This is a genomic window from Stenotrophomonas sp. 86156_Sma, from assembly GCF_056481625.1.
Genome location: NZ_CM151157.1, coordinates 2,667,532 through 2,691,292, shown reverse-complemented (window position 1 = coordinate 2,691,292; position 23,761 = coordinate 2,667,532). Strand labels below are relative to the sequence as shown.

The following is a 23,761-nucleotide window of genomic DNA, read 5'->3' as shown; positions in this document are numbered from 1 at the left end:
TCGTAACGGATGCGCTAGAAATCGTAACGGACGCTGAGGCTATATTGGCGTGGCGGACCATAGAAGCCAATCAGCGTGCCGACCGCCGGGATGTTGTAGCCGGTGGTGCGGTATTCCTTGTCGGCCAGGTTGGTGCCCTGCAGCGAGAAGGTCCACGCATCATCCAGGCGCCAGATGACGCCGGCATTGACCAGCCCGTATCCCTGCTGGCGGATCACCGGGCTCAGGTCGGTGGTCGGCCACACCTCGCTCTGGTAGCTGTAGCTCACCCGTGCCGACAGGTTGTTGCCATTGGCCAGGTCGGTGCGGTACTCCACGTTGAACGCGCCCGAGAACTCCGGCGCGTTGGTGAACTTCATCTGCCTGGCGACATTGACGCCACGATCCATGTACTCGTCGTACTTGGTGTCCAGCCAGGCCAGGTTGCCGGAGATCAGCCAGTGCTGGCTGGGCAGGTACTGGTACTCGACCTCCAGGCCCTTGACGGTACCCGCGCCGGCATTGGTGAAATCGCCGAAGAAGGAATCGTCGATGCCATCACCATTGGTATCCAGGCCAGTGAAGACCGATAGCTGGATGTCCTTGTACTTGTTGTAGAAGGCCGACAGATTGAGGAACAGGCGCTGGTCGAGGAAGGCCATCTTGCTGCCGACCTCGTAGCTGTCCACGGTCTCGTCGTCGAACGGTTCGGCCGAGCGCGGCACGGCCACAGCGTTGGCGCGGATGTTGTAGCCACCGGACTTGAAGCCACGCGTGGCCAGGCCGTAGACCATGATGTCCGGAGTGATCTGGTAGTCCAGCGAGACCTTGGGCGAGACGTTCTTGAAGTTGGTCTTCTTGTCGAAGTCCGCGGTCACCGCCACCGGCCGGCTGAAACCTGGGTCGGCGTACAGGCGGTTCAGCACGATCGCGCGCTTGTCCTCGTCGGTGTAACGGGCGCCTACATCCAGCTTGAGTTTGCTGGTCAGGTCGAAGGTCCAGTCCGCGTACAGCGCGATGCTGTCGGTCAACACCTTGCCCTGGTTGTCGGCGAACTGCGCACTGAAGTAGTTGTTCTGGATCTGGCCGCCCGCCTCGCCACTGAACTGGTACAGGCCGACCACACCGCGCACCCGGCCGCCGGCATCGTAGTTCAATTGCACTTCGTTGCTGACCTGGTCGTCGTGATAGGTGCCACCCACGTCGGCCAGCTTGACCGGCGCGGTATCGAAGTCGATGTTGGCCTCGCTGTCCGATTCACGCTTGGCGACCACGTACTTCAGTGCAATGTCGTCGTTCGGCCGCCAGTTCACCGTGGCCGAGGCACCCTTGCTCTCCACGTTGTTGAGATTGCGCATGCCCGAGCGGATGTCGTAGCGGCTGTCCATCGGTGGATAGGCGCGCAGGAACGGATTGGGCGCCAGCATCTTCGAACCGCGCATGCCGGACTGATCGTCGATCCAGTCCAGTGCGAACTGCACGTCGAAGTCATCGCCCGCGTACGCGCCCAGGTTCAGGCGTGCCGCGTTGATCTGCTTGTCACTGACCGGCTGGCCGTTGAAGGTGTTCTCGCCAAACCCGTCGTGGTTCATGCTGGCCACCGCCACACGGGCGCGCAGGCCACTGTCGGCGCCGCCAATCGGGCCGCCGATGGCCGCCTTCGCATCCAGCTGGCTGTAGTTGCCCACGGTGATCTGGGCGAAGCCCTCGGTCTGGGTGGGCAGGCCGCGCGAGATGTACTTGATCGCGCCGCCGATGGTGTTCTTGCCGTAGAGCGTGCCCTGCGGGCCGCGCAGCACCTCGATGCGCGAGACATCGAACACATCCAGCAGCGCACCCTGCGGGCGTGCGATGTAGACGTCATCCAGGTAGATGCCTACACCCGGATCGGCGCCCCAGGTGGGATCGGACTGGCCGATGCCGCGGATGTAGGCGGTGACCGTGCTGCTGGCGCCGCGCGCCGCGTAGATGGTCAGGTTGGGCACCTGCGCGTCCAGGTCGCTGATGTCCTGGACATTCATCTTGTCCAGCGCCTCGGAGGTAAATGCGGTGACGGCAACCGGCACTTCCTGCAGGGTTTCCTCACGCTTGCGCGCGGTGACCTTGATGCTGTCCAGGTTGGTCGGCGAAGCGGATCTGCCTGCCGTCGGTGATTCCTGTGCCAGTACCGGCCCCGTGGCCAGCAGCGCGCCGATCATGAGACTCAAACAATTCCGTTTCATTCGGTCCTCCCCCAGGCATGAGCGTGCGGATGGCCCATTGCCACCCCTGCAGCCAAGGCTAGCGGTGTCATGGGCCAGCAGCGAGTGGACCTAGGTCCAGTCGGCAGCGGCCGGTGGATGCGGATACTGGGCGCGCCCCCAGCCGGAAGCGGTCCCCGGTACTCCTTCATCCACGACTCACGCACGAGGATCAGGTCATGAAATCCGGAATCGATTCGATCAAGGCGGTACTGCTGGTGTTGTGCAGCTGGCTGGCGATGGCGGGCAGCGCGGTTGCCGCTGGCCCGGCCGGGCATTGGGATATCGGCCTGTACGGCAATCTGTTCGGCGCCCGCGAGTACCAGGTATGGGTGCCGGCCGGCTATGACGACAGCCGGCCGCTGCCGCTGCTGCTGGTGCTGCATGGCTGTGTGACCGGGCCGAACCTGATGGGCGAGGCGTCAGGCTTCAATGATGTGGCCGACACGGAGGGGTTCATCGTGGTCTACCCCCGGCAGAACGTCACCTCCAATCCGGCCCGCTGCTGGAACTGGCAGCTGCCGATCAACCAGGCCCGCGACAGCGGCGAAGCATCGATCCTGGCCGGCATCGTGGACAAGGTGAAAGCGGGCTACAGCGTGGATCCGCACCGGGTCTATGTCACCGGCATTTCCGCGGGCGGCGCGATGACCTCGATCATGCTGGCTTGCTATTCGGATGTGTTCGCTGCCGGCGCCATCCATTCCGGTGGCATGTTCAAGGGTGCGACCACGATTTCCGGTAGCGCCTATGCGTTGCTGGCCGGCAGCATCTATTCGCCGGACAGCAATGGCCGTCTGGCCTGGCAGTGCTCGGGATCGCCGTCGCCGCGACCGCTGCCGGTGCTGGTGTTCCATGGTAGCGCCGATCTCACCGTCAATCCGGTGAACGGCCAGCAGGCCGTGCGCCAGTTCCTGCAGACCAATGATCTGGCCGACGACGGCCTGGACAACGACTCGGTGAAGTACGTGCCGACCAGCACCTATCACGGTCAGGTGTCGGGTGGACGTGCGTATACGGTGGATACCTACGCCTACGGTGGCAGGACGCTGGTGCAGCACTATGTGGTGCAGGGCATGGGCCATGCGTGGAGCGGCAGCCAGTCCGGCCTGCCGTTCACCGACCCGAAGGGGCCGGATGCCACGCTGATCACCTGGTTGTTCCTGAAGGACTACCAGCGCTGAGGGGAAGGGCAATCCTTGCCGGTGCGGGAGCCACGCGCTCCCGCATCCATCAGCGTGGCTCCTGCGGCCGCTGATCGTCGGCGTCCGAAGCCCGCTGCCGAGTGCCTCGTTCCGCCAGGAAGCGCTTGGGTGGTGCACCCACGGTCTTGCGGAACATGGTCACGAACGCTCCGGCACTGTCATAGCCCAGGTGGTCCGCAACGGCCTGTACTGTCCTGCCTTTGGCCAGCAGCGGCAGCGCGACCACCACATGCAGCTGCCTGCGCCAGCGCCTTACGCTTAAACCGGTTTCTCCAGAGAACAGGCGCGACATGTTGCGCTCGCTCATTCCAATCCGGCTCGCCCAGACTTCAAGCGTTGCCCGTTCGGCTGGCGTGTCCAGCATTGCGTTGGCCAGCCGGCGCAACCTTGCATCGGATGGCATGGGCAGATGGAGCCACTCCGGTGGCGCGGCGATCAGCTCATCCAGGAACACGGCCATCAGGCGGTCCTGCGCACTGCCGGGCTCGTAGTGCCCGGGAAGGGCGGATGCCCGCTCCAGCAGGGCCTGCATGAACGGGGTGATCGCCATTGCAGCGCAGTGCGTCGGCAGCCCCGGCACGACACCGGGTTCCACGAACACCACGAACCCATGCGGCCGCCCACTGCTGCTGGCCCGATGGGAAAGGCCACCGGGAATCCAGATCGCGCCCTGCGGGGGAACCACCCACAGGCCGGCTGCGGTCTCCAGCATGATCAAGCCGCGCGTGGCAACCAGCAGCTGTGCCTTCCGGTGCGCATGGAAGGGCATCTGCCAGGCATCTGGAATGGGGTCCAGCCCAAGCACCATCACCGGAAGATCGACACGGTCCGGGTAGTCGGGCCCAACCTCGCTCAGCCCCGCAATCGAGATCTCCACGCCGGACCTACGACTCAGAACTACGCCGGGCAGTACGGCGGCGCTTACTCGTCACCGCGTGCCGATCCCGCTTCGCGCCTGTGCCAGACACAGATCAGTCCCATCAGGACATGGACGATCGGCGCGTCCTTTCCTGCGGGTTCGGTGGTCCGTGGCTGTTCAATCACGCTGACATCCTCTCTGGTTGAGGATGGGAAGCGTATGCGGCAAGCCCGCAGGCGTCATTCGACAGTTCCGCCAGGTGATTCACCAATCCGGCCATATCGACCGCACGACATCGAAGCGGCTGGACAGCCTGGCCTACAAGGCCGGAACCGTGATCCTCTGCAGGTCGAGCTTGGCCCTCAGAGCGTAGTGCTTGCGGGTGACCGGCACGACGCAGGTCAGGCGAGGATCGACATAGTCCTTGAACAGCGGCGGACGCGGGGAAGACAGGTAGAACCCGCGATCCTGCTTGACCGCCGCCGGCAGCAGAACCTCGCTGAGGTCGCTGTCGGAGGCATCGGTGACGAGGCAGGGCGCATGGCGGAACCCGAGCCGGCGCAGCAGGTACAGGCGATGGGAGCCATTGGTCAGCACCATACGCTTGCCAAACCGGGTGGCGCTGATCAGGTTGTCACTGAAACCCAGATAGATGACGACGGCGTGGCTGGCTGCGCCGAACGGCTCGTAGTCGGTGATGGCAGCCGGATCGAGGGTCGCCACATCGAGGAAGCGCAGGTCGTTCGAGGTGGACGCGAAGGTGTAGCTGCCATCGGACTGGGTGAAGCGCACTTCCGGATGTGCATGGCTGCCGCTGCGCGCGACAAGCTGCATGACCTCCTGCGCGGTGGGCGAGGCGGTCAGGGACGCCGCCAACTGGTCGATGTGACGCAGGTTGATGCACTCCTGGAAGATCACCAGTCGATCGATCTCGACCATCTGCCAACTGCGTGGCAGAACACTCGTCATGCGGTGCATCGAGGGTTGCCGCAGCGCCTGCTCAGCCAGCGGCAGCATCTCATCCGGCAACGCATGGACATTGATGACGTCGGCCTCACCGGCTTCCTCCTGCTGCAGCCTCAGCACCTCGGCACGTGCCGTCCGCCATTCCTCCACCAGCGCAGCCTCGTCGAAGCGTCCCGGGGGGCAACGCTCCCGTACGAAGCGGATGAGCGTCGGCAGGGGAAACATCCCCTTCAGCAGAAGCGTGGGATCCAGGCCGTCGTATCTGATCTCGCTGCTCATCCCTCTCGCCTCTCGTAGGTCGTATCGACAACGGGCCGCTGGCGTCATTCGTCACGCCAAAATAATATGTTATATCGTAACATTTCGGTGCCTTGGCGGCAATCGCCCTGCAATGTCGCGGCGATGGTGGCTTGGCTGCTCCGTATCCAATGCAACGCGATCCAACGCAATGCGCGGGTACATCCACTGACGATAGGAGATGTTCATGAACGAGCTGATTGAGCTGGGTGTAGTGGCAGGACAGCAGAACCCTGAGGATCAGGGCATGGGTGGCGAACTGATCGAGCTGGGCTCGGTGGTTTCGGAAACGAAGGCGCACAACCACGGCACGTTGTGGGATGGCGTGTTCCCGACCACGTCGCCCTGATCTACCGCGCAATGTCGCATCTGCGGTGCATGCCCTGCATGCACCGCTTCTCCGGTTCCGGCGCAGGAGCGCATGATGGAGCAGGCTGCCGCCCCGTATTTCCTGTCAAAGCACGCCCACGTCTGTGTCACCGGCGATGCGATGGTTATTCTGGACCAGGCCACGGGAAAGTATCTTTCCCTTGAAAAACGCGGCGCCGCAGGCCTTGGCAAGCTCGTTCTCGATTGGCCCTTGCAGTCCGATGACGAAAGCACGCCAAGGCTTCTGCAGGCCTTGATCGACCGCCGCTTGATCACCGCGGATCCGCAGCAGGGGAAATCCGCTGCCAGCCCTGCCATTGCGCTGCCTCGGTACTGGGCGCGCGAAGGCGCGCCGCGAGGCCGTCCGCCCATCATGGCGCGCGACCTGCGTCGATTCATCGCCTCGTGCGCCTATGCCGCCTGCAGCAGAACGTTCCTTCCTTTCAGTTCCACGGTGTCGGCCGTGCGCCGCCGGGCGGATCGCGGCGACAGCCGGCCGGTAAGCGCTGAAGAACTGGCCTTGCGGGTGCGGGTGTTCGACTGGCTTCGACCCCTGGCCTTCAGGAAAACCGATGAGTGCTTTCTCTACTGCCTGGCGATGCGCGGATTCCTGTCGAACTACGGCATCGCTCCGGCCTGGGTGTTCGCGGTCAGAACCCAGCCGTTCGCCGCGCATTGCTGGCTGCAGCACGGCGATCAGGTGTTGACCGACATTCCCTTCAACCTGCGCCGGATGGTTCCCATCCTGGTGCTGTAACGAAACCTGCCATGTACCGATACATCGCCGTGCTCTGGAACACCCACTCGGAATCCGCGACGGCGCAGGCGGAACGCATCGTGGAAAGGATCGGCGCCAGGCTGCCCGGCATCGCCTGCGTGTTGAACGACAATGGCGCGGCGATCCATGTGCAGAGCGACAACCACGGCTATTTCGAATGCAATCGCTCGAACTCGCTGGTGGTACTGGGCAAGCTGTTTCACAAAACGTTCGGCGAAGGCAAAGTGCCTTGCTGCGTGAACCTGGATCCCGCCACAGCGGACGCCGCCTGCAGCAGCCAGGGCCGCAGCATCGTAGAACACTACTGGGGCCGCTACGTGGCGTTCGGCTTCCAGCAGGAAACGTCGAGCTGGTTCGTCCTGCGCGATCCCACTGCGGAGATCCCGTGCTACATGACCACGGTGGGCCAGTTGACGCTGGTCTTCTCCAACATGGAAGACTGCCTGATGCTGGGTCTGCGTGAATTCAGCGTTGACTGGTCCTTCCTGTCGTACTCGCTGCTGTACCCGTTTCGTGATGGCCTGCAGACCGGCTTCCAGGAGGTCACGGCGGTCGAAGCGGGCGAAGCGGTTTCAATCCGCAATGGTGAGCCGGTGGGCCGGCGCTGCCAGTGGGACGTGGTGCGGCTGGCCCGCGACGCGCCGATCGAAGATCTTCAGGAAGCCGTGTCGCTGGCGCGTTTCACACTGCTGGGCTGCATCGGTGCACTGGCCAGCCAGCACCGGCGCATCCAGCTGCAGCTGTCGGGCGGGCTGGATTCCTCGATCATCCTGGCCGGCCTGTTGCAGGTGCCGTCGGCACCGGAGGTGACGTGTGTCCACCACTACGATGATGGCATCGGCGCCGACGAACGGCTGTTCGCGCGGATGGCAGTGCAAGGGGCCAGTGATTCCTCGGGCAGGCGTTGCGAGTACATCGAGTATCGAAGGCAACCTCACTGCGCGCTGGAAGAGATCATGGCCTTCCCGCGTACAGCCCGGCCGGCGCACTGTTCCGGCTATCTTCTCCACCGCCGTGAAGTGGCCTTCGACGGTGACACCGTGCAGTTCACCGGCGTTGGCGGTGATGCGGTGTTCCTGCGTTTCAAGGGCAATGCCGCTGCGATCGACTACGCCTGGCGGCGCGGCATCGACCGGGATTTCTTCCGCGTCGCCTTCGAAACCGCGCAGTCCGGCGATTCACTGTACGGCGTGCTGAAGGATGCGATGGTCCATGGTCTGCTCAAGCGGCCAGGCAGCATCAATGGCCGTTGGGGCAAACCCTGCCCATGGGTGCGGGTGGACCGCGCCGAACAGGATGGCCTGCAGCCGGCCTGGTTGCGGCATGCGCAGGCGCAGGGCCATCGCGTATCACCCTACAAGCTGGCCCATATCGGCCGGATGGTGTTCCCGACCAGCGTCCTTGATCCGTTCGAAGGCGCCGGCCACTGGCATGGTGTATCGCCGATCAGTGCGCAGCCGCTTGTCGAACTGTTCGCGCGGATTCCGCTGCACCTGCTCATCGCGGACGCGGAAGACCGCACCATCGCGCGGCGTGCAATGAAAGGCCTGTTGCCGGAGGTGCTGCTGTCGCGGAAGGTGAAATCCTATCTGGATGATCACTCCGTGGCGGTCACCCAGGGGCACCAGCAGTTCATCAGGAATCTGCTGGTCGATGGAATGCTGGCCAAGCGCGGCTATCTCGACAGCGCGCTGGCCGATGCGGGCATCCAGCAGGTCAGCCCGGACCACTCGTCGCAGGTGCTCGGCATCTTCGGCCCGCAGATCAACATCGAAGCGTGGCTGCGGCGGTGGTCAGGCGGGCATGGCCCGCAGGCGGCCGCCGTGGCCTAGGTGCTGCGGCTCATCTCTTCCAGGTACAGGCTCTCAAGATCGTTCGCGGTGATCGTGCTGGCATCCAGTGTCCTGCGCAGGCGACCGGCCCGCATCAGGCCGATCGTGGTCGCCACTTCCCGGGCGCGGAACAGATCGTGGGTGGCCATCAGGATCGCCGTGCCGCGATCGCGCTGCCGCACGATCAGCTCGTGGAACTCGGCTGACGCCGTAGGGTCCAGGCCCGAGGTGGGTTCATCCAGCAACAGAGCCCCGGCTTCCTTGACGATGGCCAGTGCGATGCCGACCTTCTGCCGCATGCCCTTGGAATAGAGGCCCACGCGTCGCCCGAATGCGTCGGTCGCCAGACCAGCGGACCTGAGTGCGTCCTTCAACCGCGCTGGCGAGCGTTCCTCGACACCGGCCAGGCGGGCGAAGTAGTCCAGATTCTCGTAGCCGGTCAGCTCGTCGTACAGCGCCACGGTCTCGGGGATGTACAGCAGCCGCCGGCGTACCTCCCGCGGCTGCTGGTGCGCACTGAGACCGTCCACTTCGGCCGCACCGGAGGTGGGTTTCAGAAAGCCAAGAAACAGCTTGATGGTGGTCGACTTGCCGGCGCCGTTGGCGCCCAGCAGGCAGAATATCTCGCCCGGCTTCACCGCGAAGCTGACGTCATCCAGTGCCCGATGTGCACCGTGTTCCATGACCAGGCTTTTTGCAGACAGCATGTGGACGTCTCCTCAGGGCGTTGCCAGCCGGCTGCGCAATGCACCGGCTGCAAGCAGGACAAGCAGGGTGGCAATGATCAGTGCGGCGAGATCGGCGAGGACACCACGTTGGGCGACGCCGGCTGTTTCGTGAAACTGGAAGCGGGGCAGGGTGTCGTACTCTTCGAAAGTCTGCGGCGCGTCACGATCCAGATAGGCCTTGTGCAACAGCCGCCGCGCCTGCCAGAAGGAGTGGACCTGCCCCTGGAAGTCGAGCGCGCGGTCGGCATCCGAGCCTGCGATGCGGTCGAGCGCGTCCTGTGTCGCGACGGCCGGCAGCAGCAGCCGCACCTTGTCCAGAACCTGGCGATGTGCGGCCTCGGCCTGCGCATGCGAGGCGATCAGGCGTTCCAGTTCCCGGTCAGCTGCAACCCGATCGGCGTAGGCCTGGCGCACAGTGTCGGAGATGACGGGGGACGGCGAATTCACTGGCGCCGACCTCGCATGCTCGCGCTGCTGGCGCGTGGCGATATCGGACTGCATCGCCTTTACTTCGGTGGCGAACTGCATCTGTGACGGCGGCGGCGCGATCAGATTCACCGTGGCCAGCGCCAGCGACGGCGCCATGACCACGATCAGCAGCCACAGCGCGCCGGCGGCGATGGCCGCCTCGGTGGTGCGCCGGGCAAGGCAGCCGATCAGCAGTGCAAGGGCCAGCCAGAACGCGCCGTACAGGAGGACGGTCAGGGCCAGCATGGCCAGGCCCGCAGGACTGCGCGCGCCGGCCCCGATCGTCACCGCCAGGAGGATGGCGAGTGCGGGCAGCAGCACCATCAGGCCACGGGCCAGCACCTTGACCACCAGCAGGCGCGTTGCCGACACCGGCTGTGACAGCACCAGCGCCGCGATGCCGCGCTCGCGCTCACGGGACCACAGATCGTGGGTGGCCACGAGAATGACCAGCGGCAGCAGGAAGACGATGACGAAGGCGAGGTCGAACCGTCCCGCAGCCCGTGCCGCTGGATTGCCGATGTCGGCCCAGACGTGCTTGAGCAGCTGGGTCGGATCGCCCAGCGCGACCACATCGGCGGTGTAGGGGTAGGCGTCTGCCTGGCCGATCGACAGCGGTGCCATGGCGGCGGGCGCAAGCACCGGCTGAGTGCGGGGCAGCACCGAGGGCGCCTTGCCGACGAATGCCCGGCTGCGTTCCTTCGTCTGTTGTTCTTCCTGCTTGATCAGGGCGATGGCCGCCTCCCGCTGGTCCACCCATGCGCGGCCGTTCCACGCGGCGTAGGCACCCAGCCCGAGCAGCAGGACAAGCAGCACCGGCAGCGCTCGATCGCGCAGCAATCGGCGGATCTCATAGCGGGCAATCGACACAACGTTCATGGCGATCTCCCCAGCTTCCGAGCGGAGATGAGCACCACCACGCAACCCAGCATCAGCCAGACCAGCAGAATGACGAGATTTCCGCGCTGCGCGGCAGCGGTACCGGCCAGGGTCTGTTGCGGCGGCCGGTAGTGCACTGAACGGGTGATGCCGGCGATGTCGGCCACATGCTTCCCGCCTTGTGGTGCCTTGTGCAGCTTCACTTCCTGGTTGAGTGCCTGGATCAACCGATAACGGTAGTCCTCCACGCCGCGCAGGAACGCCAGATGCGCCGGGAAATCCGTGCCGGCGAAGGCGCGCGACCAGGACTGCAGCGCCAGCGTCGGCGAGGCAAGGCCAAACAGGCGCTGGGTGGCGTCCTGCTGCTGGTAGGTGGCATGCAGGCGATCGAAATGGCGGTTGTAGACGCGCGTCGAGTTGGCCTCGGCAAACTCCAGCGCCACACCGCGGAAGTTCAGCGGCAGGTCGTCAACGCTGTCGACCCGGTAACGTGCCATCAACGCCGTGCGCAGGGCATCAAGGCGTTTGTCGGCCGGGTCATGGCCATCCGTGCCGTTCTCCGCTTCTTCGGTCACGCCGGTCCTGAACGCCGGTGCCGAAGGGGTCGGGTACAGGGATTCGGCAACCGCAGGCGCCACCCTCGGCAGCAGCAGTGTGGACACCACCCAGAAGCCGAGCAGCACGACCAGTGACGTCCGTGCCGAGCCGGCAAGTGCCGACACCCCCACGGTAAGTGCACAGAACACCAGCAGATAGAGCAGGTAGGCGGCCGCCAGTGCGAGCAGGGCGGCAAGATCCGTGGCGTCGCCGTACTGGATGGACAGCCCCGGAAGACTGATCAGCAGCATGGCCAGCACCAGCAGCAGCGAGGCGGCCATCAGGGCAATCAAGCGTCCACAGATCAGCACGCCGGCCGAGGCGCCGGTGCCGAGTTCCTGGCGCAGCGTCTCGCGGGCCACATCGCCGGACAGTGTGGCGAACCCGGCCAGGATGATCAGAAGCGGCGCCACCACCTGCAGCGCCCACGCCGCAGAGAAGCCCTCGAAGCGGCTGAGTGCGGTGCCACCATCCACGGCAAGGTGCCGGGCCGGGTTCTGCGCGTGGCCTTCGATGAACACCGAGGTTCCCAGGTAATCCGTCAGCCCCGGGTCCAGTGCAGCCAGTGGCCGCACGGGGGCAGCAATGGCACGCCCCACATGTGCGGCGCTATGCGGGTCGATTGTGCCCTGGCTGTCCCAGAGCCGCGCCTCTTCCTCGCTCATTGCCTGGCGCTCCTGCGCCTGCAGGGTCAGGCGTGCAGCACCACTGAGCACCGATGCTCCCGCAATCAGCAACAGGGCAAGGGCAAGCCACAGCACGCGCCGCTCGCGCCACATCAGCGTGAGCTGGGTTGCCGCAACAGCAAACGCCTGCTGGATGGCCATGACGGACCGGGACAGGGCAGGGGCTTCGGCGCGCATGGCGGCTTACCAGCGGTGCGTCAGCGTCATGGACAGGAAGCGACCCAGCGCTGTTGCATTGGTGGGGTCATAGCCGGTGTTGATGCTGTTGACGATGAACGGCGGATCCCGGTCGAACAGGTTCTGCACGTTGAACGCAAGCGATGTGCCACGCTGCGGGTCCGCCGATGCACCGAAGTGGTAGGCGAGGTTCAGATCTACGGTCGTCCAGGAGCTGACGTGGGGCCGGACGACATTGGCGGGGTCGCGATAACTGTCCACGTAGTTCACGAAGATCCCCGCCGCGGCCTGTTGCCGGCTCAGCGCGATGCCACCGCGCATCTTGAGGTCCACCGGGTAGTAGACCGAATTCACCGCATCCACCTCGGGCGACGTACCGGTCACGCGCCGCTTCGACTCGATGATGTACTGCCCGGCCAGGTTCAGCCCGATGTGGGTCTGGCCGGCATCGAAGCCATAGGATCCGCTGAAGTCGACACCACGCTGCCGGGTGAAGGCGTTGTTGCGGAAGCGGTTGTCGAGGATCACCTGGCTGTTGGTTTCGTCCATGCCTGGCGGCAACGCATACGGTCCCACGCGCGAGACGAACAGGCCCAGCCCCGATACGCCCAGCTGGCGTGCCTGCTGGATCTGCTGCTGCGTGGGATTGGTGGTCAGGATGTCTGCGTAAGGTGCGGTGGACTGCAGGAACAGCGACGGGAAGCTGCCGCCGAAGCCGCTGCCGATACGGTCGGCGTATTCGATGTGGTAGTAGTTCGCATCGATCTTGAGCCCCGGCAGCGACGGCGGCGCGAACGAGAAACCGCCGGTCCAGGTCTTGGCCCGTTCGGGGCCCAGATCGGGATTGCCATTGGAGAGCATCATCAGGATGGTGTTGCCATTGGCTGCACTCGGGTTGGGCACGTTCGCCACCACCACGGTGTTGTTCAACTGCATGTCCTGGTACACCGGCGCCCGGTAGGAGCGGCCGTAGCTGGTACGGAGCGAAAGCCCCTGGGTCGCCTCCCACAGCAGGCCGAACTTGGGGTTCAGCGTGGAACCGAAATCGCTGTAGTCGTCATAGCGCGCTGCGGCGGTCAGGGACAGGCTGCGCACGCCCGGCAGATCCTTCAGCAGCGGAACGTTGAGCTCGGCAAAAGCGGACCTCACGGTACGCTGCAGGTCGAGCGGCTTTTCCAGGCCGCGGTGATCGATCAGTTCATAGCCATCGCGGCGGTAGCCCGCGCCGAATGCCGCGCGAACCCCACCGGCGGGCAGGCTGAACAGCTCACCGTCGGCGACCAGGTCCAGGTAACGCGATTCGGAGTTGGTATTGGTGGGCGGCGCGGTACTGGCCGAGCTGCCGGTGATGGTGGTGCGCTGATAGGACACATCGCTCCTGCCGAACCCCGAATCCAGGCGCGCCTGCCACTGACGCGGAAGGTCCAGTGTCAGGCCGGCGAACAGGTCGAACTGGCGCGTATGCGGGAACAACCGGGTTTCGTCGGCCGTGCCGGAAATGGTGGTGTCCATCTCGCGCTTGGCGAACGAGCCGGTCACGTTCAGGGTCAGCACATCGCTGAGCTGCTGCACGCCGTCCACGTACAGGCTGTGGCGCTTCGAACCGGGGTAGAGGTCGTACGGCTTGACCCGCACGTTCTTCGAGAAATCCTTGTCCACCGCCGGCAGGTTGCTCTGCTTCAGGAACTCGTAGCTGGCCAGCACTTGGCCACCATCCCACGACCAGCCTGCCGACTGCGAGGCCTGGTATTCCTCCATGCCGCCGGTGGTCACGGCGCCGTAACGCACAGCGGTCTCATACCCGGTGAAGTCGCGGCGCAGGATGATGTTGACCACACCGCCGACCGCATCGGTGCCATAGATGGCCGAGGCACCATCGGTGAGGATCTCCACGCGTTCCACCGCACTCAGCGGTATCAGCGAGACATCCACGTACTGGTAGCGGTTCGACGAGGTCACGCGGTGGCCGTTGATCAGGGTCAACGTGGTGCCGGTTCCCAGGCCGCGCAGGTTGATGGCGGTGCCCTGGCCGAAGTTGTTGCCGGTATCGCGGTCGACGCCAAGGTTGGCGACGTTGGCACCATTGGCGCCACCGCCGAAGTTCTGCGGCAGTTTCTCGAACAGCTGCTGCACGGTGGCCACGCCGGTGCGGTCGATGGCCTCCTTGTCGATCACGATCACCGGCGAGGCGCCTCCGCCAATGGCATCGCGGATGTTGCTGCCGACCACCAGCACCTTGTCCAGGGTGGCGGTCGGCGCCTCGGGTGCTGCGCCTGCGGCCCGCGAGCGCCGGGCATCGCCGGGGTTCTGGGCGATCGCAGGCACGCTGGCCAACAGTGCAGCGGCAATGCTGAGGGCCATGAGCGCGCGTGGCATGGCAGCGGATACGTTCGTCATTCCCCGGTCCATCGATCCCATCCGAAAGTGGCCTGCGACGTGGCTACGTCGCTCCTGAATGGATATGTTATAGCATAGCATTATGGGGTTGAGTCCACGCCGGAACCAGGCCGATGAAGAAGACTGCTGTTCCGCCGCCCGTCGCTGAAATCCTGGGCACGTACTGGAAGGCTGACCGCAGGCTGCTGCTGCTCATCGCCGGCAGTGTCGTGCTGTCCAGCCTGGCCAATGTTGCGGCGCCCTATCTTTTCTCACGCCTGATCGACCGTCTGCCCATCGACGGGGTCGGCGCTCTCGCGGGCGGCTTCCTGCTGTATGCAGTCATGCTTGGCGCTGGCAGCGCCCTGCAGAACACCGTGCAGTACCTGTCGTTCCTCAGCGGCGAGAATCTTGGCTTCATCACCAGTACCCGCTACTTCGCCCGTCTGCTGAAGAAGACCAACAGCTTCTTCCTGGAGTACAACGCCGCCGAGCTGCAGGTTGCAGGGGAGAAAGGCCGTGGCGCGCTGAAGATCGTGGTGCAGCTGGGGCTGGTGGCCTTCATTCCCAGCGCACTGCAGATCCTGCTGACGCTGATAACGCTGGGTGCGTTGATCAACCTGCAGGTGGTGGCCATCGTGCTGGCCTACGGCACGGTAGCCGTCACGCTTTCCGCCATCGCTACCCGGCGCGCACGCATCCATCGCGAAGCTGCGGTCGAGGCCGGCCAGCAGAACGCGCGCTTCGTCGGCAATGCCATGAATGCCATGGAGACGCTGCGCCAGTTCGGCGGCAGCGCCTGGATGGTGCAGCGCTTCGAGCAGAAGGCCCAGGAGGTGCGCGACAGCTGGCGCGCCTACGTACTGCAGCGGATCGGCTTCATTGCGCTGCTTGGCATCGGCCTGGCGGTCGAGTTCATCGTTACCTTCCATCTGTTGCTGCCGCGCTACCAGAGCGGCGGTCTGAGCGTCGGCGACATCGTCCTGTTCAATCTGTTGCTGCTCCAGCTCAACATGCCGTTCGAGATGATCGCCCGTTCGATCGATGACGTCGCGCGCTCGTGGAGCATGCTGGCTCCGCTTTCCACCTTGTGGGCGGCGCCCGAGGAGCAGCAGGTGGCCGATGCCCAGCGCTTTGCGGGTGAAAGCGGCCGGCTGGCGTTCGAGCGGGTCAGCCACCGCTATGGCAACGGTCGCGGGTTAAGCGATGTGTCCTTCGAGGCCGAACGTGGCGGCATCAATTTCCTGATCGGGCCGACCGGGGCAGGGAAGTCGACCCTGTTCAAGCTCGCCCTGAAATCGATCGATCCCCAGCGTGGCCGGATCCTGGTCGATGGCCTTGACCTGTCCCGGATCGACCGTGCCGCCTGGCATGCCGCTGTCGCGGTGGTTCCGCAGGATGTCATCCTGCTCAACGAAAGCCTGGCCGACAACATCCTGCTCGGGCGCGCGCGTGATGATGATCGGCTGCGGCATGCCGCACGCAAGGCTGCGATCCTGCCGTTGATCGAGGCGCTGCCCGAGGGGCTGGAAACCACGGTGGGCGAGCGGGGCCTGAAGTTGTCCGGCGGGGAACGCCAACGCATCGCGATTGCCCGTGCACTGTATGGCGAGCCGGCGATCCTGTTCCTGGACGAGGCCAGCTCCGCGCTGGATGAGGCCACTGAACGCGAGATCATGGACCACATCCGCGCACTGGCGAACGATGTAACCGTGGTGGCCATCACCCATCGGCGCGGTATCGTGAGCCCGACTGACCGGGTGATTGATCTCAGGGGCGATGCTTAGGGCCAGGAGGCGCTCCGCAGCCAGCGTGTTCGCCTCCACAATCGGCTATCGTGGGCGCTCTTTCCTGATCGCCCTTCAAGCGCCAACGCATGGAAGCCACTTCGATGACCGTCCGAAACAGACGTTGGTTTCATGCCCTCGTTGTGTCCGTCGTACTCCTTGGTACCGGATGCACGGGTGGGAAGTCGCCATCGAAGGAACCGGGAGCGGAGATCGACGAGGTCGCGCAGACCCTGATCGAGCAGCCCTTGCTGCACTCGGCTTCCATCGGCGTGGTGTACCGGGGCAGGACCTTCATCCGCCATCGCGGCGATATGGTGGCCGGTACAGCCGGCGCGCCGACCGATGCCACGCTCTATGAGATCGGCTCACTGAGCAAGACGCTGGCCGGCACCTTGATGGCCAATGCGGTGCTGGAAGGCAGGGTGGGCCTGGAGGATGACGTTCGCACGTACCTGCAGGGCGACTATCCCAACCTGCAGTACCAGGGCCAACCCATCCGCGTCCGCCACCTGCTGTCGCACACCAGTGGCCTGCCGAACATGCTGCCGGAGCGCGCGAACACTGTACTGGAGGACTTTACCGATCACCGCACGCCGGGCGAGCTCAATGCGCTCTACGCGCACTACGGCAAGCCGGATTTCCTCCGGGACCTGCACGCCGTACAGATCCCGCGGATGCCAGGGAAGGAGTACGCCTACTCCAGCGCAGGGACCGAGCTGGCGGCGCATGTTCTGGAGGTGGCCTACAAGACCGACTACGCGTCACTGCTGCGTGGCTTCTTCAGCGACTCCGCGGCGATGACCGGCCTCCGGATCAGGCTGGATGATGCCGAAGCGCCGCGGTTGGCGGCCGGCTATCACAGCGACAATCCCGTACCGACCACGCCGATGCCACAGTTGCCATGGGGCGCTTCCGGCAACGTCAAAGCAACCGTCCCGGACATGGTGAAGTACCTTCAGTTCCAACTGGCCAATGGGCCGGTGGTAAAGCAATCGCATCGCGCCCTGGCCAGATTCGACGACGAGTTCAGCATCGGCTACTTCTGGAACATCGTCGCCGGCGATCGCCAGAAGGGCGTCTACTATGCCCATCACGGTGGCGTACCGCGCTCACAGTGCTACATCTACATCATGCCCGAGCACGATCTGGGCATCTTCGTGATCACCAACCAGAGTGGCGACCAGACCGCGCATGCCATGGAAGCGGCGATCGATGCCCTGGTCGGGAAGATTGCTGCAGGCAAGACCCCATAGTCCGGGTGGCGCCCGGCAGCCCCCGGCTAGAGCAGCAACAGCGCCCCGATCAGCGCAGGCGGCATCACCAGCGCGCCGACGCGCAGGAAGTCGAGCGCGCTGACATGCTCGCCCTCGCGGCGCAGCGCCACCAGCCACAGCATCGTGGCCAACGAGCCGGTCACCGACAGGTTGGGGCCCAGGTCCACGCCGACCAGCAATGCGGCGCGGGTCTGTGCCGGCAGATCGGCCATCTGGCCCAGCGAGCCTGCGGCGAGGCCGACCGGCAGATTGTTGGCCACGTTGCTCAGCAGCGCGGCCGCGGCACCGGCCAGCCAGCTGGCCTGGTGTGGCGATGCCTGCGCCACGGCCTGCAGCGCGCTGGCTGCCGTCTGGATGACACCGGTCTGTGCCACCGCTTCCACCAACACGAACAGGCCGGCCACCAGCGGCAGTACGCCCCATGACACATGGCGCAGCAGTGGCAACGGACTGCGCCGCTGGCGCATCGCCACCACTGCCACGCTCAGCGTGCCTGCGCAGAACGTAGCCAGGCCGAGCGGGCCATTCAGTGCGGACGTCACCAGCAGCACGGTGCCGGTGAACAACACGCCCAGCGCGCTCAGCCGGCCACCTTCGGTCAGCGGGCGATGCGCCGGCGCCGCCACCAGCGGCTGCGCGATCTCGCGCCGATGCACCCAGCGCAGCACCAGATAGGTGGCACCGATCGCGGCCAGTGACGGCAACGCAAACTGTGCCAGCCACTGCATCAAGGGCGGCATGTGCTGGCCGTACACCACCAGGTTGGCCGGGTTGGAAATGGGCAGCACGAAGCTGGCCGCATTGGCGATGAAGGCGCAGACGAACAGATAGGGCAGGGGGTCGGCGCGGGCGGCCTTGCAGGCGGCGTAGACCGCCGGGGTCAACACCACCGCCGTGGCATCGTTGGAAAGGAACACAGTCACCAGCGTGCCGACCAGGAACACCAGGTCGAACAGGCGTCGTCCCGAGCCTCCCGCATGACGGACCGCGTACAACGCCAGCCAGTCGAACAGGCCTTCGCGCCGGGCCAGCTCGGCCAGCACCATCATGCCGACCAGGAACAGATAGACATCGCGGCCCTCGGCCACCGCGTGCAAGGTCGTGCCGAACGACATCGCTCCCAGCAGTGGAAGCAGAAGGGCAGCCCCCAGTGCCCACACGTACTCCGGAATGCGGAATGGCCGGAACAGCAGGCCTACGGTGGCAACGGCCACGGCCGCCCAGATGAGGAAAGAGGTGTAGGAAACGAGCATCGGGCGGGGTATCTAGGCGGCGCCGACGCGTACCTCGCTGGGACGCGCCCGCTGCAATCACGGCAGTTCGGGGGAGGCGGCATCATACCCTGCGAGCCGCGCCCGGGCTGTAGCGCCGAGCCCAGGCTCGGCTGTTTGCCGCGTGCCGCTGGCACGCACGCTCCGCGAACGTTTTCTTCGGGCGTTCTTCACCACCACCCCGCATAAGGTGGGAGCCATTCAAGGCGTTGCGGTGGACTCAACGATGTTCGAATACCAGGACTGGACCTTCAACGCCAATGGCCGAACCCTGGTGGCCCGGGTGGAACTGGATGGCGACGGCGGCGGCACCATCAATCGTTACCAGTTGACCCCCGGGCCCGCCCAGTCCGGGCTGTGCATCAAGGTGGCCTCGCAGGAGGAAGCCGCCAAGAGGCTCGAAACCGAGGTGGAGAAGCTGCTCGGCCCAGAGTGGTAAAGAGGGCTTCACTGCGGCAGAAGCATTGTGAGGTTGCCAGCGCCACTCCGCAATCTCAGTCCATGCGACGGCCGACCGTATTCTTCCGGCCATGCATTCCCCCTCCAGCCCTCCCGATTTCATGACGGCCCGCCGGCCCTCCGGCTGGGTGCAGCGCGGTGACCACTGGGACCTGTGGTGGAACGGCCGCTGCGTGGCCAACATCGTGCCGCATGCCGTGCTCGGTGTCCGCCTGTTCCTCGACGCGCGGAAAATGTCACAGACCAAGGTGGTGGCTGCCGCAAATGCGCGGCAGGCCAAGCGCTACGCCGAACGCTGGTGCGCCGCCCGGCTCTGCCCGCAGTTGCGGTTGCGCGATGCGGTGGCGCGGCTGCTGGATGCCGGCACTCCACCACCTTCCACGCTCACGCGGGAGCAGCGGCAGCAGGCCCGCCGCCTGGCCGAGGCCGGGTCGCGCGAGATGGGCCGGATCAAGGAGGCGCTCGCGCTGAGACGGCCCCCTGCGATGTCGCGAGCGCAGGAGCAGGCACGCCCGCTACCCAGATAGAACCTCGGCCACGTGGTCCTGCGCGCACCTATAATGCCGCCCCCAGCCTCGATCACTTGCTGATCGAGGCACCTGCCGGGTCTACCTGCGGCATCCATCTGGAGTTGATCAAGAATGCAGACGTTCACGGAAGAATGGATTGGCGCCCTGCGGCGCGTTGCACTCTGTGCGGGGCTGGCTGCCCTGGCCTCCAGCACTCCGGCACTTGGCAATGACAACGCGGCCGAGCGGGATCGCGTGATGGCTGCGGCGAAGGCCGGCAACGCGGAAGCCCAGAATGAACTTGGAGACAGGTATCTGCGCGGCGCAGGCGTCGACAGGGACGCAGCGAAGGCAGCGGACTGGTACCGCAAGGCGGCCGATCAGGGCTATGCGCCGGCACAGTCCATGCTGGGTGTGCTGTATCTGCGAGGCAATGGCGTGCCGAAGGATCCCGCTCAGGCCCTGCACTGGGTACGCAAGGCTGCCGATCAGGGCAATGCGGACGCACAGTCCGATCTCGGGATCATGTACCTGCAGGGCCTGGGCCCGCAGCAGGATGATGCCCAAGCTGTCCTGTGGCTCCGCCGAGCCGCTGAACTCGGCTCGCCGGCCGGGCAGTACAGCCTTGCCAATCTCTATCAGAAGGGACGCGCCGGCCTCACGAAAGACGAGGCCCAGGCCATGCAGTGGTATGCCAGGGCAGCCGTGCAGGAGCTCGGCCTAGCGGGAGTCAAGGAGGCCCGTCTGGAGCTGTGCCTGAATCGCAAGGAGAACGAGGTGTGGTGTGCCGAGATGGACACGCCCGGCGCGTTTGGCCCGGTTGAAGCATTCACAGCGGCTGCCGATGGCGGTGATGTGGAGGCGCAGACCAGGCTCGCCCTGATGTATGCCAAGGGTATCAGCGTACAGAAGGATGAGGCCCGATCCGCCGACCTGTATCGCAAGGCGGCAATGGCGGGCTACGCGCCTGCACAGGCCGAGCTGGGATACCTGTACTCCATCGGGCGCGGGGTGCCCAAGGACCAGGAAGAGGATATCTACTGGACCTGTGAGGCTGCAGCGCAGGGAAACCGCAGGGCGATCCGCAATCTGGCCATCAAGCAGACCTACGATCTGTTCGATCCGAAGGAGTGCCCCGAGCGGCGCGCGCGCAAGCGCTGAGTGCCGATGCGTCCGGACCCCGCACAGAGGTCCGGACGCAGATCGCTTGCAGCGGTTACGCCGAGAGCTCCTCGCGCACGATCCTGGCCCCTTCGCTGAGCGCACGCAGCTTGCCCCGTGCCACGTCACGGGCCAGCGGCGCCATGCCGCAGTTGGTGCTCGGGTAGAGCTTGTCGGCGTCCACGAACTGCAGCGCCTTGCGCAGAGTGTTGGCCACTTCCTCGGCCGTCTCCACCGTGCTGGAGGCCACGTCGATGGCGCCCACCATCACCTTCTTGCCGCGCACCAGCTCGATCAGGTCGATCGGCACGTGCGAGTTGTGGCATTCCAGCGAGATGATGTCGAGGTTGGAGGTCTGCAGCTTCGGGAACGACTCTTCATACTGGCGCCACTCCGAGCCCAGCGTCTGCTTCCAGTCGGTGTTGGCCTTGATGCCGTAGCCGTAGCAGATGTGCACGGCGGTCTCGCACTTCAGTCCTTCGATCGCACGCTCCAGTGCGGCCACGCCCCAGTCGTTCACTTCGTCGAAGAACACGTTGAAGGCGGGCTCGTCGAACTGGATGATGTCGACGCCAGCGGCTTCCAGCTCCCTCGCTTCCTCGTTGAGGATCTTCGCGAATTCCCAGGCCAGCTTCTCTCGGCTCTTGTAGTGCGCGTCGTACAGGGTGTCGATCATGGTCATCGGGCCGGGCAGGGCCCACTTGATCGGTTGCGTGGTCTGCCGGCGCAGGAATTTCGCATCCTCCACGAACACCGGCGTGGGGCGGCTCACGGCGCCGACCACGGTCGGCACGCTGGCGTCGTAGCGGTTGCGGATGCGCACGGTTTCGCGCTTCTCGAAATCGACGCCGCTGAGGTGCTCGATGAAGGTGGTGACGAAGTGCTGCCGGGTCTGCTCACCGTCGCTGACGATATCGATGCCGGCGTGCTGCTGTTCCTGCAGGGACAGGCGCAGGGCATCCTGCTTGCCTTCGGTCAGGCCTTCATCCTGCAGCTTCCAGGGCGACCAGAGCTTTTCGGGCTCTGCCAGCCAGGAGGGCTTGGGCAGGCTGCCGGCGGTGGAGGTAGGGAGCAGTTTCTTCGTCGACATTGCGTTCTGTGTCCTGGGGCGAATGGGGAATCGGTGGATCAGCGGGCAGCCCACTGCTCAAGCACGGCGCGATACGGCTTGATGAAGTGCTCTTCGGTGAATTTGCCTTGCTTGACCGCCAGCTGGCTGCGCTCTTCGCGGTCGTAGACGATGCGGGTGGAGGAGTAGTCCTGGTGCTTCAGGCTGGGCTGATAGACCTTGCCGGCCACGGAATTGGCGTTGTAGATCTCCGGCCGGTAGATCTTCTGGAATGCCTCCATCGTGCTGATGGTGCCGATCAGTTCCAGGTTCGAGTAGTCGCCCAGCAGGTCGCCCTGGAAGTAGAACGCCAGCGGCGCGACGCTGCCCGGTGGCATGAAATAGCGCACCCGCAGGCCCATCTTGTCGAAGTACTGGTCGGTGGGGGAGAACTCGCCCTGGCGATACTCCACGCCCAGGATGGGATGGTGGTTCTCGGTACGATGGTAGGTCTTGCTGCTGGAGACGCTGATGCAGATCACCGGCCCCTTGCTGAAATTGGCGCGGTAGGCCTCCGATTCCAGGAAGTGCTGGAACAGCTTGCCGTGAAGATCACCGAAGCCTTCCGGAATGCCGAAGGTGGCCTTTCCCTCGTTGCTGGCCGGCAGTACCACGCTGAAGTCGTAGTCGCGCACATAGGACGAGAAGTTGTTGCCGACGATGCCCTCGGTGCGCGCGCCGGTGTGCGTGTCGACGATGGTCGGGCGCAGCACTTCGATCAGCGGGAACGGATCGCTGCCGTCGGCTCCATCGATGTGCATCTCCACCGATATGATGTCCAGCTCAACGGCGTAGCGGTCCGCACTCGGGTTGTCCCAGTGCGCCAGATCGTTGAAGCGGTTGTTGATCATGCTGATCGTGTTGCGCAGGTTCTCCTGGCGGGACTCGCCGCGAGCCAGGTTGGCGAAGTTGGTGGTGATGCGCGTGCCGTCAGCGGGCTGGTAGTCCTCGTTGAAAGGGATGCGCGTGATGCTGAAGGTGAAGTTCTCGGTCGTCATGGGCGGCGTTCCGGGTTGCGGGGGTGACATCCGAATGCGGGTCGCTGGCATTCGGCATTCAAAGGACTGCAGCGGTCTCGGCAGTGGCAGGCGCTGCGCGATGGGACAGGGCAAGCAGGGGCAGTGCCCGCTGCACTGCCAGCCGTGCGCGCTGGATCAGGGCCTCGTTGTGCACGCGGCCCTCGGCGAAATCGCGGTCGGTGGCGTAGACGCCGAGGGGCAGGGTGCGCGCCTGGAAGAAGCTGAAGAGCGGCCGCAGCTGATGATCGATCACCAGTGCGTGGCGCTCGCTGCCGCCGGTGGCGGCCAGCAGGATGGGGGTGTCGACCAGCGCATCTTGGTGGATGAAATCGAAGAAGTGCTTGAACAGGCCGGTGTACGAACCGCGGTAGACCGGCGTGGCCACCACCAGCACGTCTGCCTGTTCAACGGCCACCAGCTGCCGCTCCACAGCTTCGGGCAGCTGCGAGCGCCACAGCGCACCGGCCAGCTGCGGCGCCAGTTCGCCCAGCTCGATCAGGTGCGGCTCGCAGGCAACGTCCTCGCCGATCAGGTCCAGCAGGTACTCGGCCAGGGTTGCAGCCCTGGAGGGGCGCTGCAGTCCGCCTGAAACGGCGACGATACGGAGGGGGCGGGTCATCTGTTCGCTTTCAGCAGGGGAGGGAGCTCCTTCGGGCGATCTGCGGGGGCGCAGTCCTGCAGGCCGGCGAGGTGACCGGGCTGGCAGGCAACCGAAGGCATGACCCGATCCTAGT

20 protein-coding genes are annotated in these 23,761 nt (G+C 65.1%); 9 read left to right on the top strand and 11 right to left on the bottom strand.

What is annotated here, in order from left to right; all coding sequences use genetic code 11:
• Positions 1-14 precede the first annotated feature (14 nt).
• Positions 15-2,201: a TonB-dependent receptor gene (locus ACZK33_RS12520; RefSeq protein ID WP_423173979.1), complete on the bottom strand. Its 2,187-nt coding sequence runs from the start codon at positions 2,199-2,201 to the stop codon at positions 15-17.
• A 197-nt stretch (positions 2,202-2,398) separates the two neighbouring features.
• On the opposite strand from ACZK33_RS12520, the gene ACZK33_RS12515 reads away from it, so the two are divergent.
• The gene (locus tag ACZK33_RS12515) at positions 2,399-3,403 is read left to right on the top strand and encodes an extracellular catalytic domain type 1 short-chain-length polyhydroxyalkanoate depolymerase (protein ID WP_423173978.1); all 1,005 of its coding nucleotides are present in this window, start codon (positions 2,399-2,401) and stop codon (positions 3,401-3,403) included.
• Between the two features lie 49 nt (positions 3,404-3,452).
• On the opposite strand, the gene ACZK33_RS12510 is transcribed toward ACZK33_RS12515, so the two are convergent.
• Both ACZK33_RS12510 and ACZK33_RS12505 read right to left on the bottom strand, forming a co-directional pair.
• Complete coding sequence (locus ACZK33_RS12510; protein ID WP_100434674.1) at positions 3,453-4,301, bottom strand: AraC family transcriptional regulator; 849 nt, start codon at positions 4,299-4,301, stop codon at positions 3,453-3,455.
• 300 nt (positions 4,302-4,601) lie between these two features.
• Positions 4,602-5,528: a hypothetical protein gene (locus ACZK33_RS12505; RefSeq protein WP_423173977.1), complete on the bottom strand. Its 927-nt coding sequence runs from the start codon at positions 5,526-5,528 to the stop codon at positions 4,602-4,604.
• A gap of 205 nt (positions 5,529-5,733) precedes the next feature.
• Here ACZK33_RS12505 and ACZK33_RS12500 point away from each other — a divergent pair, with 205 nt between their 5' ends.
• The 3 genes from ACZK33_RS12500 (at position 5,734) to ACZK33_RS12490 (ending at position 8,525) form a co-directional block, all read left to right on the top strand.
• Positions 5,734-5,895, top strand: coding sequence for a hypothetical protein (locus ACZK33_RS12500; protein ID WP_162292259.1), 162 nt, complete (start codon positions 5,734-5,736; stop codon positions 5,893-5,895).
• Between the two features lie 75 nt (positions 5,896-5,970).
• The gene (locus ACZK33_RS12495; RefSeq protein WP_423173976.1) at positions 5,971-6,672 is read left to right on the top strand and encodes a lasso peptide biosynthesis B2 protein; all 702 of its coding nucleotides are present in this window, start codon (positions 5,971-5,973) and stop codon (positions 6,670-6,672) included.
• A gap of 11 nt (positions 6,673-6,683) precedes the next feature.
• Entirely contained in the window at positions 6,684-8,525 is a 1,842-nt protein-coding gene (locus ACZK33_RS12490; protein WP_423173975.1) for an asparagine synthase-related protein, read from the top strand.
• Here ACZK33_RS12490 and ACZK33_RS12485 read toward each other — a convergent pair.
• From ACZK33_RS12485 to ACZK33_RS12470, 4 genes are read right to left on the bottom strand one after another with little or no spacing between them, the layout of a single operon-like run.
• Positions 8,522-9,232, bottom strand: coding sequence for an ABC transporter ATP-binding protein (locus ACZK33_RS12485; protein WP_423173974.1), 711 nt, complete (start codon positions 9,230-9,232; stop codon positions 8,522-8,524). The two genes, ACZK33_RS12490 and ACZK33_RS12485, sit on opposite strands and share 4 nt — an antisense overlap.
• Positions 9,233-9,244: 12 nt before the next feature.
• Positions 9,245-10,600 (bottom strand): ABC transporter permease subunit, encoded by a 1,356-nt coding sequence (locus ACZK33_RS12480; RefSeq protein ID WP_423174053.1) that lies wholly within the window; start codon positions 10,598-10,600, stop codon positions 9,245-9,247.
• Positions 10,597-12,060, bottom strand: coding sequence for a DUF3526 domain-containing protein (locus ACZK33_RS12475; RefSeq protein ID WP_423173973.1), 1,464 nt, complete (start codon positions 12,058-12,060; stop codon positions 10,597-10,599). Before ACZK33_RS12475 ends, ACZK33_RS12480 begins: the two co-directional genes overlap by 4 nt.
• Before the next feature lie 6 nt (positions 12,061-12,066).
• A complete protein-coding gene (locus tag ACZK33_RS12470) occupies positions 12,067-14,457 on the bottom strand; it encodes a TonB-dependent receptor plug domain-containing protein (RefSeq protein ID WP_423173972.1) in 2,391 nt (796 codons plus the stop codon).
• 113 nt (positions 14,458-14,570) lie between these two features.
• Here ACZK33_RS12470 and ACZK33_RS12465 point away from each other — a divergent pair, with 113 nt between their 5' ends.
• A complete protein-coding gene (locus ACZK33_RS12465; protein ID WP_423173971.1) occupies positions 14,571-16,223 on the top strand; it encodes an ABC transporter ATP-binding protein in 1,653 nt (550 codons plus the stop codon).
• A 104-nt stretch (positions 16,224-16,327) separates the two neighbouring features.
• Positions 16,328-17,479: a serine hydrolase domain-containing protein gene (locus ACZK33_RS12460; protein ID WP_423173970.1), complete on the top strand. Its 1,152-nt coding sequence runs from the start codon at positions 16,328-16,330 to the stop codon at positions 17,477-17,479.
• 26 nt (positions 17,480-17,505) lie between these two features.
• On the opposite strand, the gene ACZK33_RS12455 is transcribed toward ACZK33_RS12460, so the two are convergent.
• Complete coding sequence (locus tag ACZK33_RS12455) at positions 17,506-18,753, bottom strand: arsenic transporter (RefSeq protein WP_423173969.1); 1,248 nt, start codon at positions 18,751-18,753, stop codon at positions 17,506-17,508.
• A gap of 142 nt (positions 18,754-18,895) precedes the next feature.
• Here ACZK33_RS12455 and ACZK33_RS12450 point away from each other — a divergent pair, with 142 nt between their 5' ends.
• The 3 genes from ACZK33_RS12450 to ACZK33_RS12440 all read left to right on the top strand — a co-directional run bounded on the left by ACZK33_RS12450 (position 18,896) and on the right by ACZK33_RS12440 (position 20,900).
• Positions 18,896-19,210: a hypothetical protein gene (locus ACZK33_RS12450; RefSeq protein ID WP_423173968.1), complete on the top strand. Its 315-nt coding sequence runs from the start codon at positions 18,896-18,898 to the stop codon at positions 19,208-19,210.
• 91 nt (positions 19,211-19,301) lie between these two features.
• Entirely contained in the window at positions 19,302-19,757 is a 456-nt protein-coding gene (locus tag ACZK33_RS12445; RefSeq protein WP_423173967.1) for a hypothetical protein, read from the top strand.
• A 114-nt stretch (positions 19,758-19,871) separates the two neighbouring features.
• Positions 19,872-20,900: a tetratricopeptide repeat protein gene (locus ACZK33_RS12440; protein ID WP_423173966.1), complete on the top strand. Its 1,029-nt coding sequence runs from the start codon at positions 19,872-19,874 to the stop codon at positions 20,898-20,900.
• Positions 20,901-20,955: 55 nt separating this feature from the next.
• On the opposite strand, the gene ACZK33_RS12435 is transcribed toward ACZK33_RS12440, so the two are convergent.
• From ACZK33_RS12435 to msuE, 3 genes are read right to left on the bottom strand one after another with little or no spacing between them, the layout of a single operon-like run.
• Positions 20,956-21,990 carry a methionine synthase gene (locus ACZK33_RS12435; protein WP_423173965.1) on the bottom strand — a complete coding sequence of 345 codons (1,035 nt, stop codon included), beginning with the start codon at positions 21,988-21,990 and terminating at the stop codon, positions 20,956-20,958.
• A 38-nt stretch (positions 21,991-22,028) separates the two neighbouring features.
• Positions 22,029-23,006 (bottom strand): DUF1852 domain-containing protein, encoded by a 978-nt coding sequence (locus ACZK33_RS12430; protein WP_423173964.1) that lies wholly within the window; start codon positions 23,004-23,006, stop codon positions 22,029-22,031.
• Positions 23,007-23,064: 58 nt separating this feature from the next.
• Positions 23,065-23,646, bottom strand: coding sequence for an FMN reductase (gene msuE, locus ACZK33_RS12425; RefSeq protein WP_032127268.1), 582 nt, complete (start codon positions 23,644-23,646; stop codon positions 23,065-23,067).
• Positions 23,647-23,761: the final 115 nt, after the last annotated feature.

What these genes read in the sequence shown, in the direction of transcription:
- ACZK33_RS12455 (WP_423173969.1), bottom strand. Translation starts at nt 18,753, where the DNA reads ATGCTCGTTTCCTACACCTCTTTCCTCATCTGGGCGGCCGTGGCCGTT.
- ACZK33_RS12440 (WP_423173966.1), top strand. Translation starts at nt 19,872, where the DNA reads ATGCAGACGTTCACGGAAGAATGGATTGGCGCCCTGCGGCGCGTTGCA.
- ACZK33_RS12470 (WP_423173972.1), bottom strand. Translation starts at nt 14,457, where the DNA reads ATGACGAACGTATCCGCTGCCATGCCACGCGCGCTCATGGCCCTCAGC.
- ACZK33_RS12490 (WP_423173975.1), top strand. Translation starts at nt 6,684, where the DNA reads ATGTACCGATACATCGCCGTGCTCTGGAACACCCACTCGGAATCCGCG.
- ACZK33_RS12445 (WP_423173967.1), top strand. Translation starts at nt 19,302, where the DNA reads ATGCATTCCCCCTCCAGCCCTCCCGATTTCATGACGGCCCGCCGGCCC.
- ACZK33_RS12430 (WP_423173964.1), bottom strand. Translation starts at nt 23,006, where the DNA reads ATGACGACCGAGAACTTCACCTTCAGCATCACGCGCATCCCTTTCAAC.
- ACZK33_RS12435 (WP_423173965.1), bottom strand. Translation starts at nt 21,990, where the DNA reads ATGTCGACGAAGAAACTGCTCCCTACCTCCACCGCCGGCAGCCTGCCC.
- ACZK33_RS12465 (WP_423173971.1), top strand. Translation starts at nt 14,571, where the DNA reads ATGAAGAAGACTGCTGTTCCGCCGCCCGTCGCTGAAATCCTGGGCACG.
- msuE (WP_032127268.1), bottom strand. Translation starts at nt 23,646, where the DNA reads ATGACCCGCCCCCTCCGTATCGTCGCCGTTTCAGGCGGACTGCAGCGC.
- ACZK33_RS12460 (WP_423173970.1), top strand. Translation starts at nt 16,328, where the DNA reads ATGACCGTCCGAAACAGACGTTGGTTTCATGCCCTCGTTGTGTCCGTC.
- ACZK33_RS12515 (WP_423173978.1), top strand. Translation starts at nt 2,399, where the DNA reads ATGAAATCCGGAATCGATTCGATCAAGGCGGTACTGCTGGTGTTGTGC.
- ACZK33_RS12480 (WP_423174053.1), bottom strand. Translation starts at nt 10,600, where the DNA reads ATGAACGTTGTGTCGATTGCCCGCTATGAGATCCGCCGATTGCTGCGC.
- ACZK33_RS12500 (WP_162292259.1), top strand. Translation starts at nt 5,734, where the DNA reads ATGAACGAGCTGATTGAGCTGGGTGTAGTGGCAGGACAGCAGAACCCT.
- ACZK33_RS12505 (WP_423173977.1), bottom strand. Translation starts at nt 5,528, where the DNA reads ATGAGCAGCGAGATCAGATACGACGGCCTGGATCCCACGCTTCTGCTG.
- ACZK33_RS12495 (WP_423173976.1), top strand. Translation starts at nt 5,971, where the DNA reads ATGGAGCAGGCTGCCGCCCCGTATTTCCTGTCAAAGCACGCCCACGTC.
- ACZK33_RS12520 (WP_423173979.1), bottom strand. Translation starts at nt 2,201, where the DNA reads ATGAAACGGAATTGTTTGAGTCTCATGATCGGCGCGCTGCTGGCCACG.
- ACZK33_RS12485 (WP_423173974.1), bottom strand. Translation starts at nt 9,232, where the DNA reads ATGCTGTCTGCAAAAAGCCTGGTCATGGAACACGGTGCACATCGGGCA.
- ACZK33_RS12475 (WP_423173973.1), bottom strand. Translation starts at nt 12,060, where the DNA reads ATGCGCGCCGAAGCCCCTGCCCTGTCCCGGTCCGTCATGGCCATCCAG.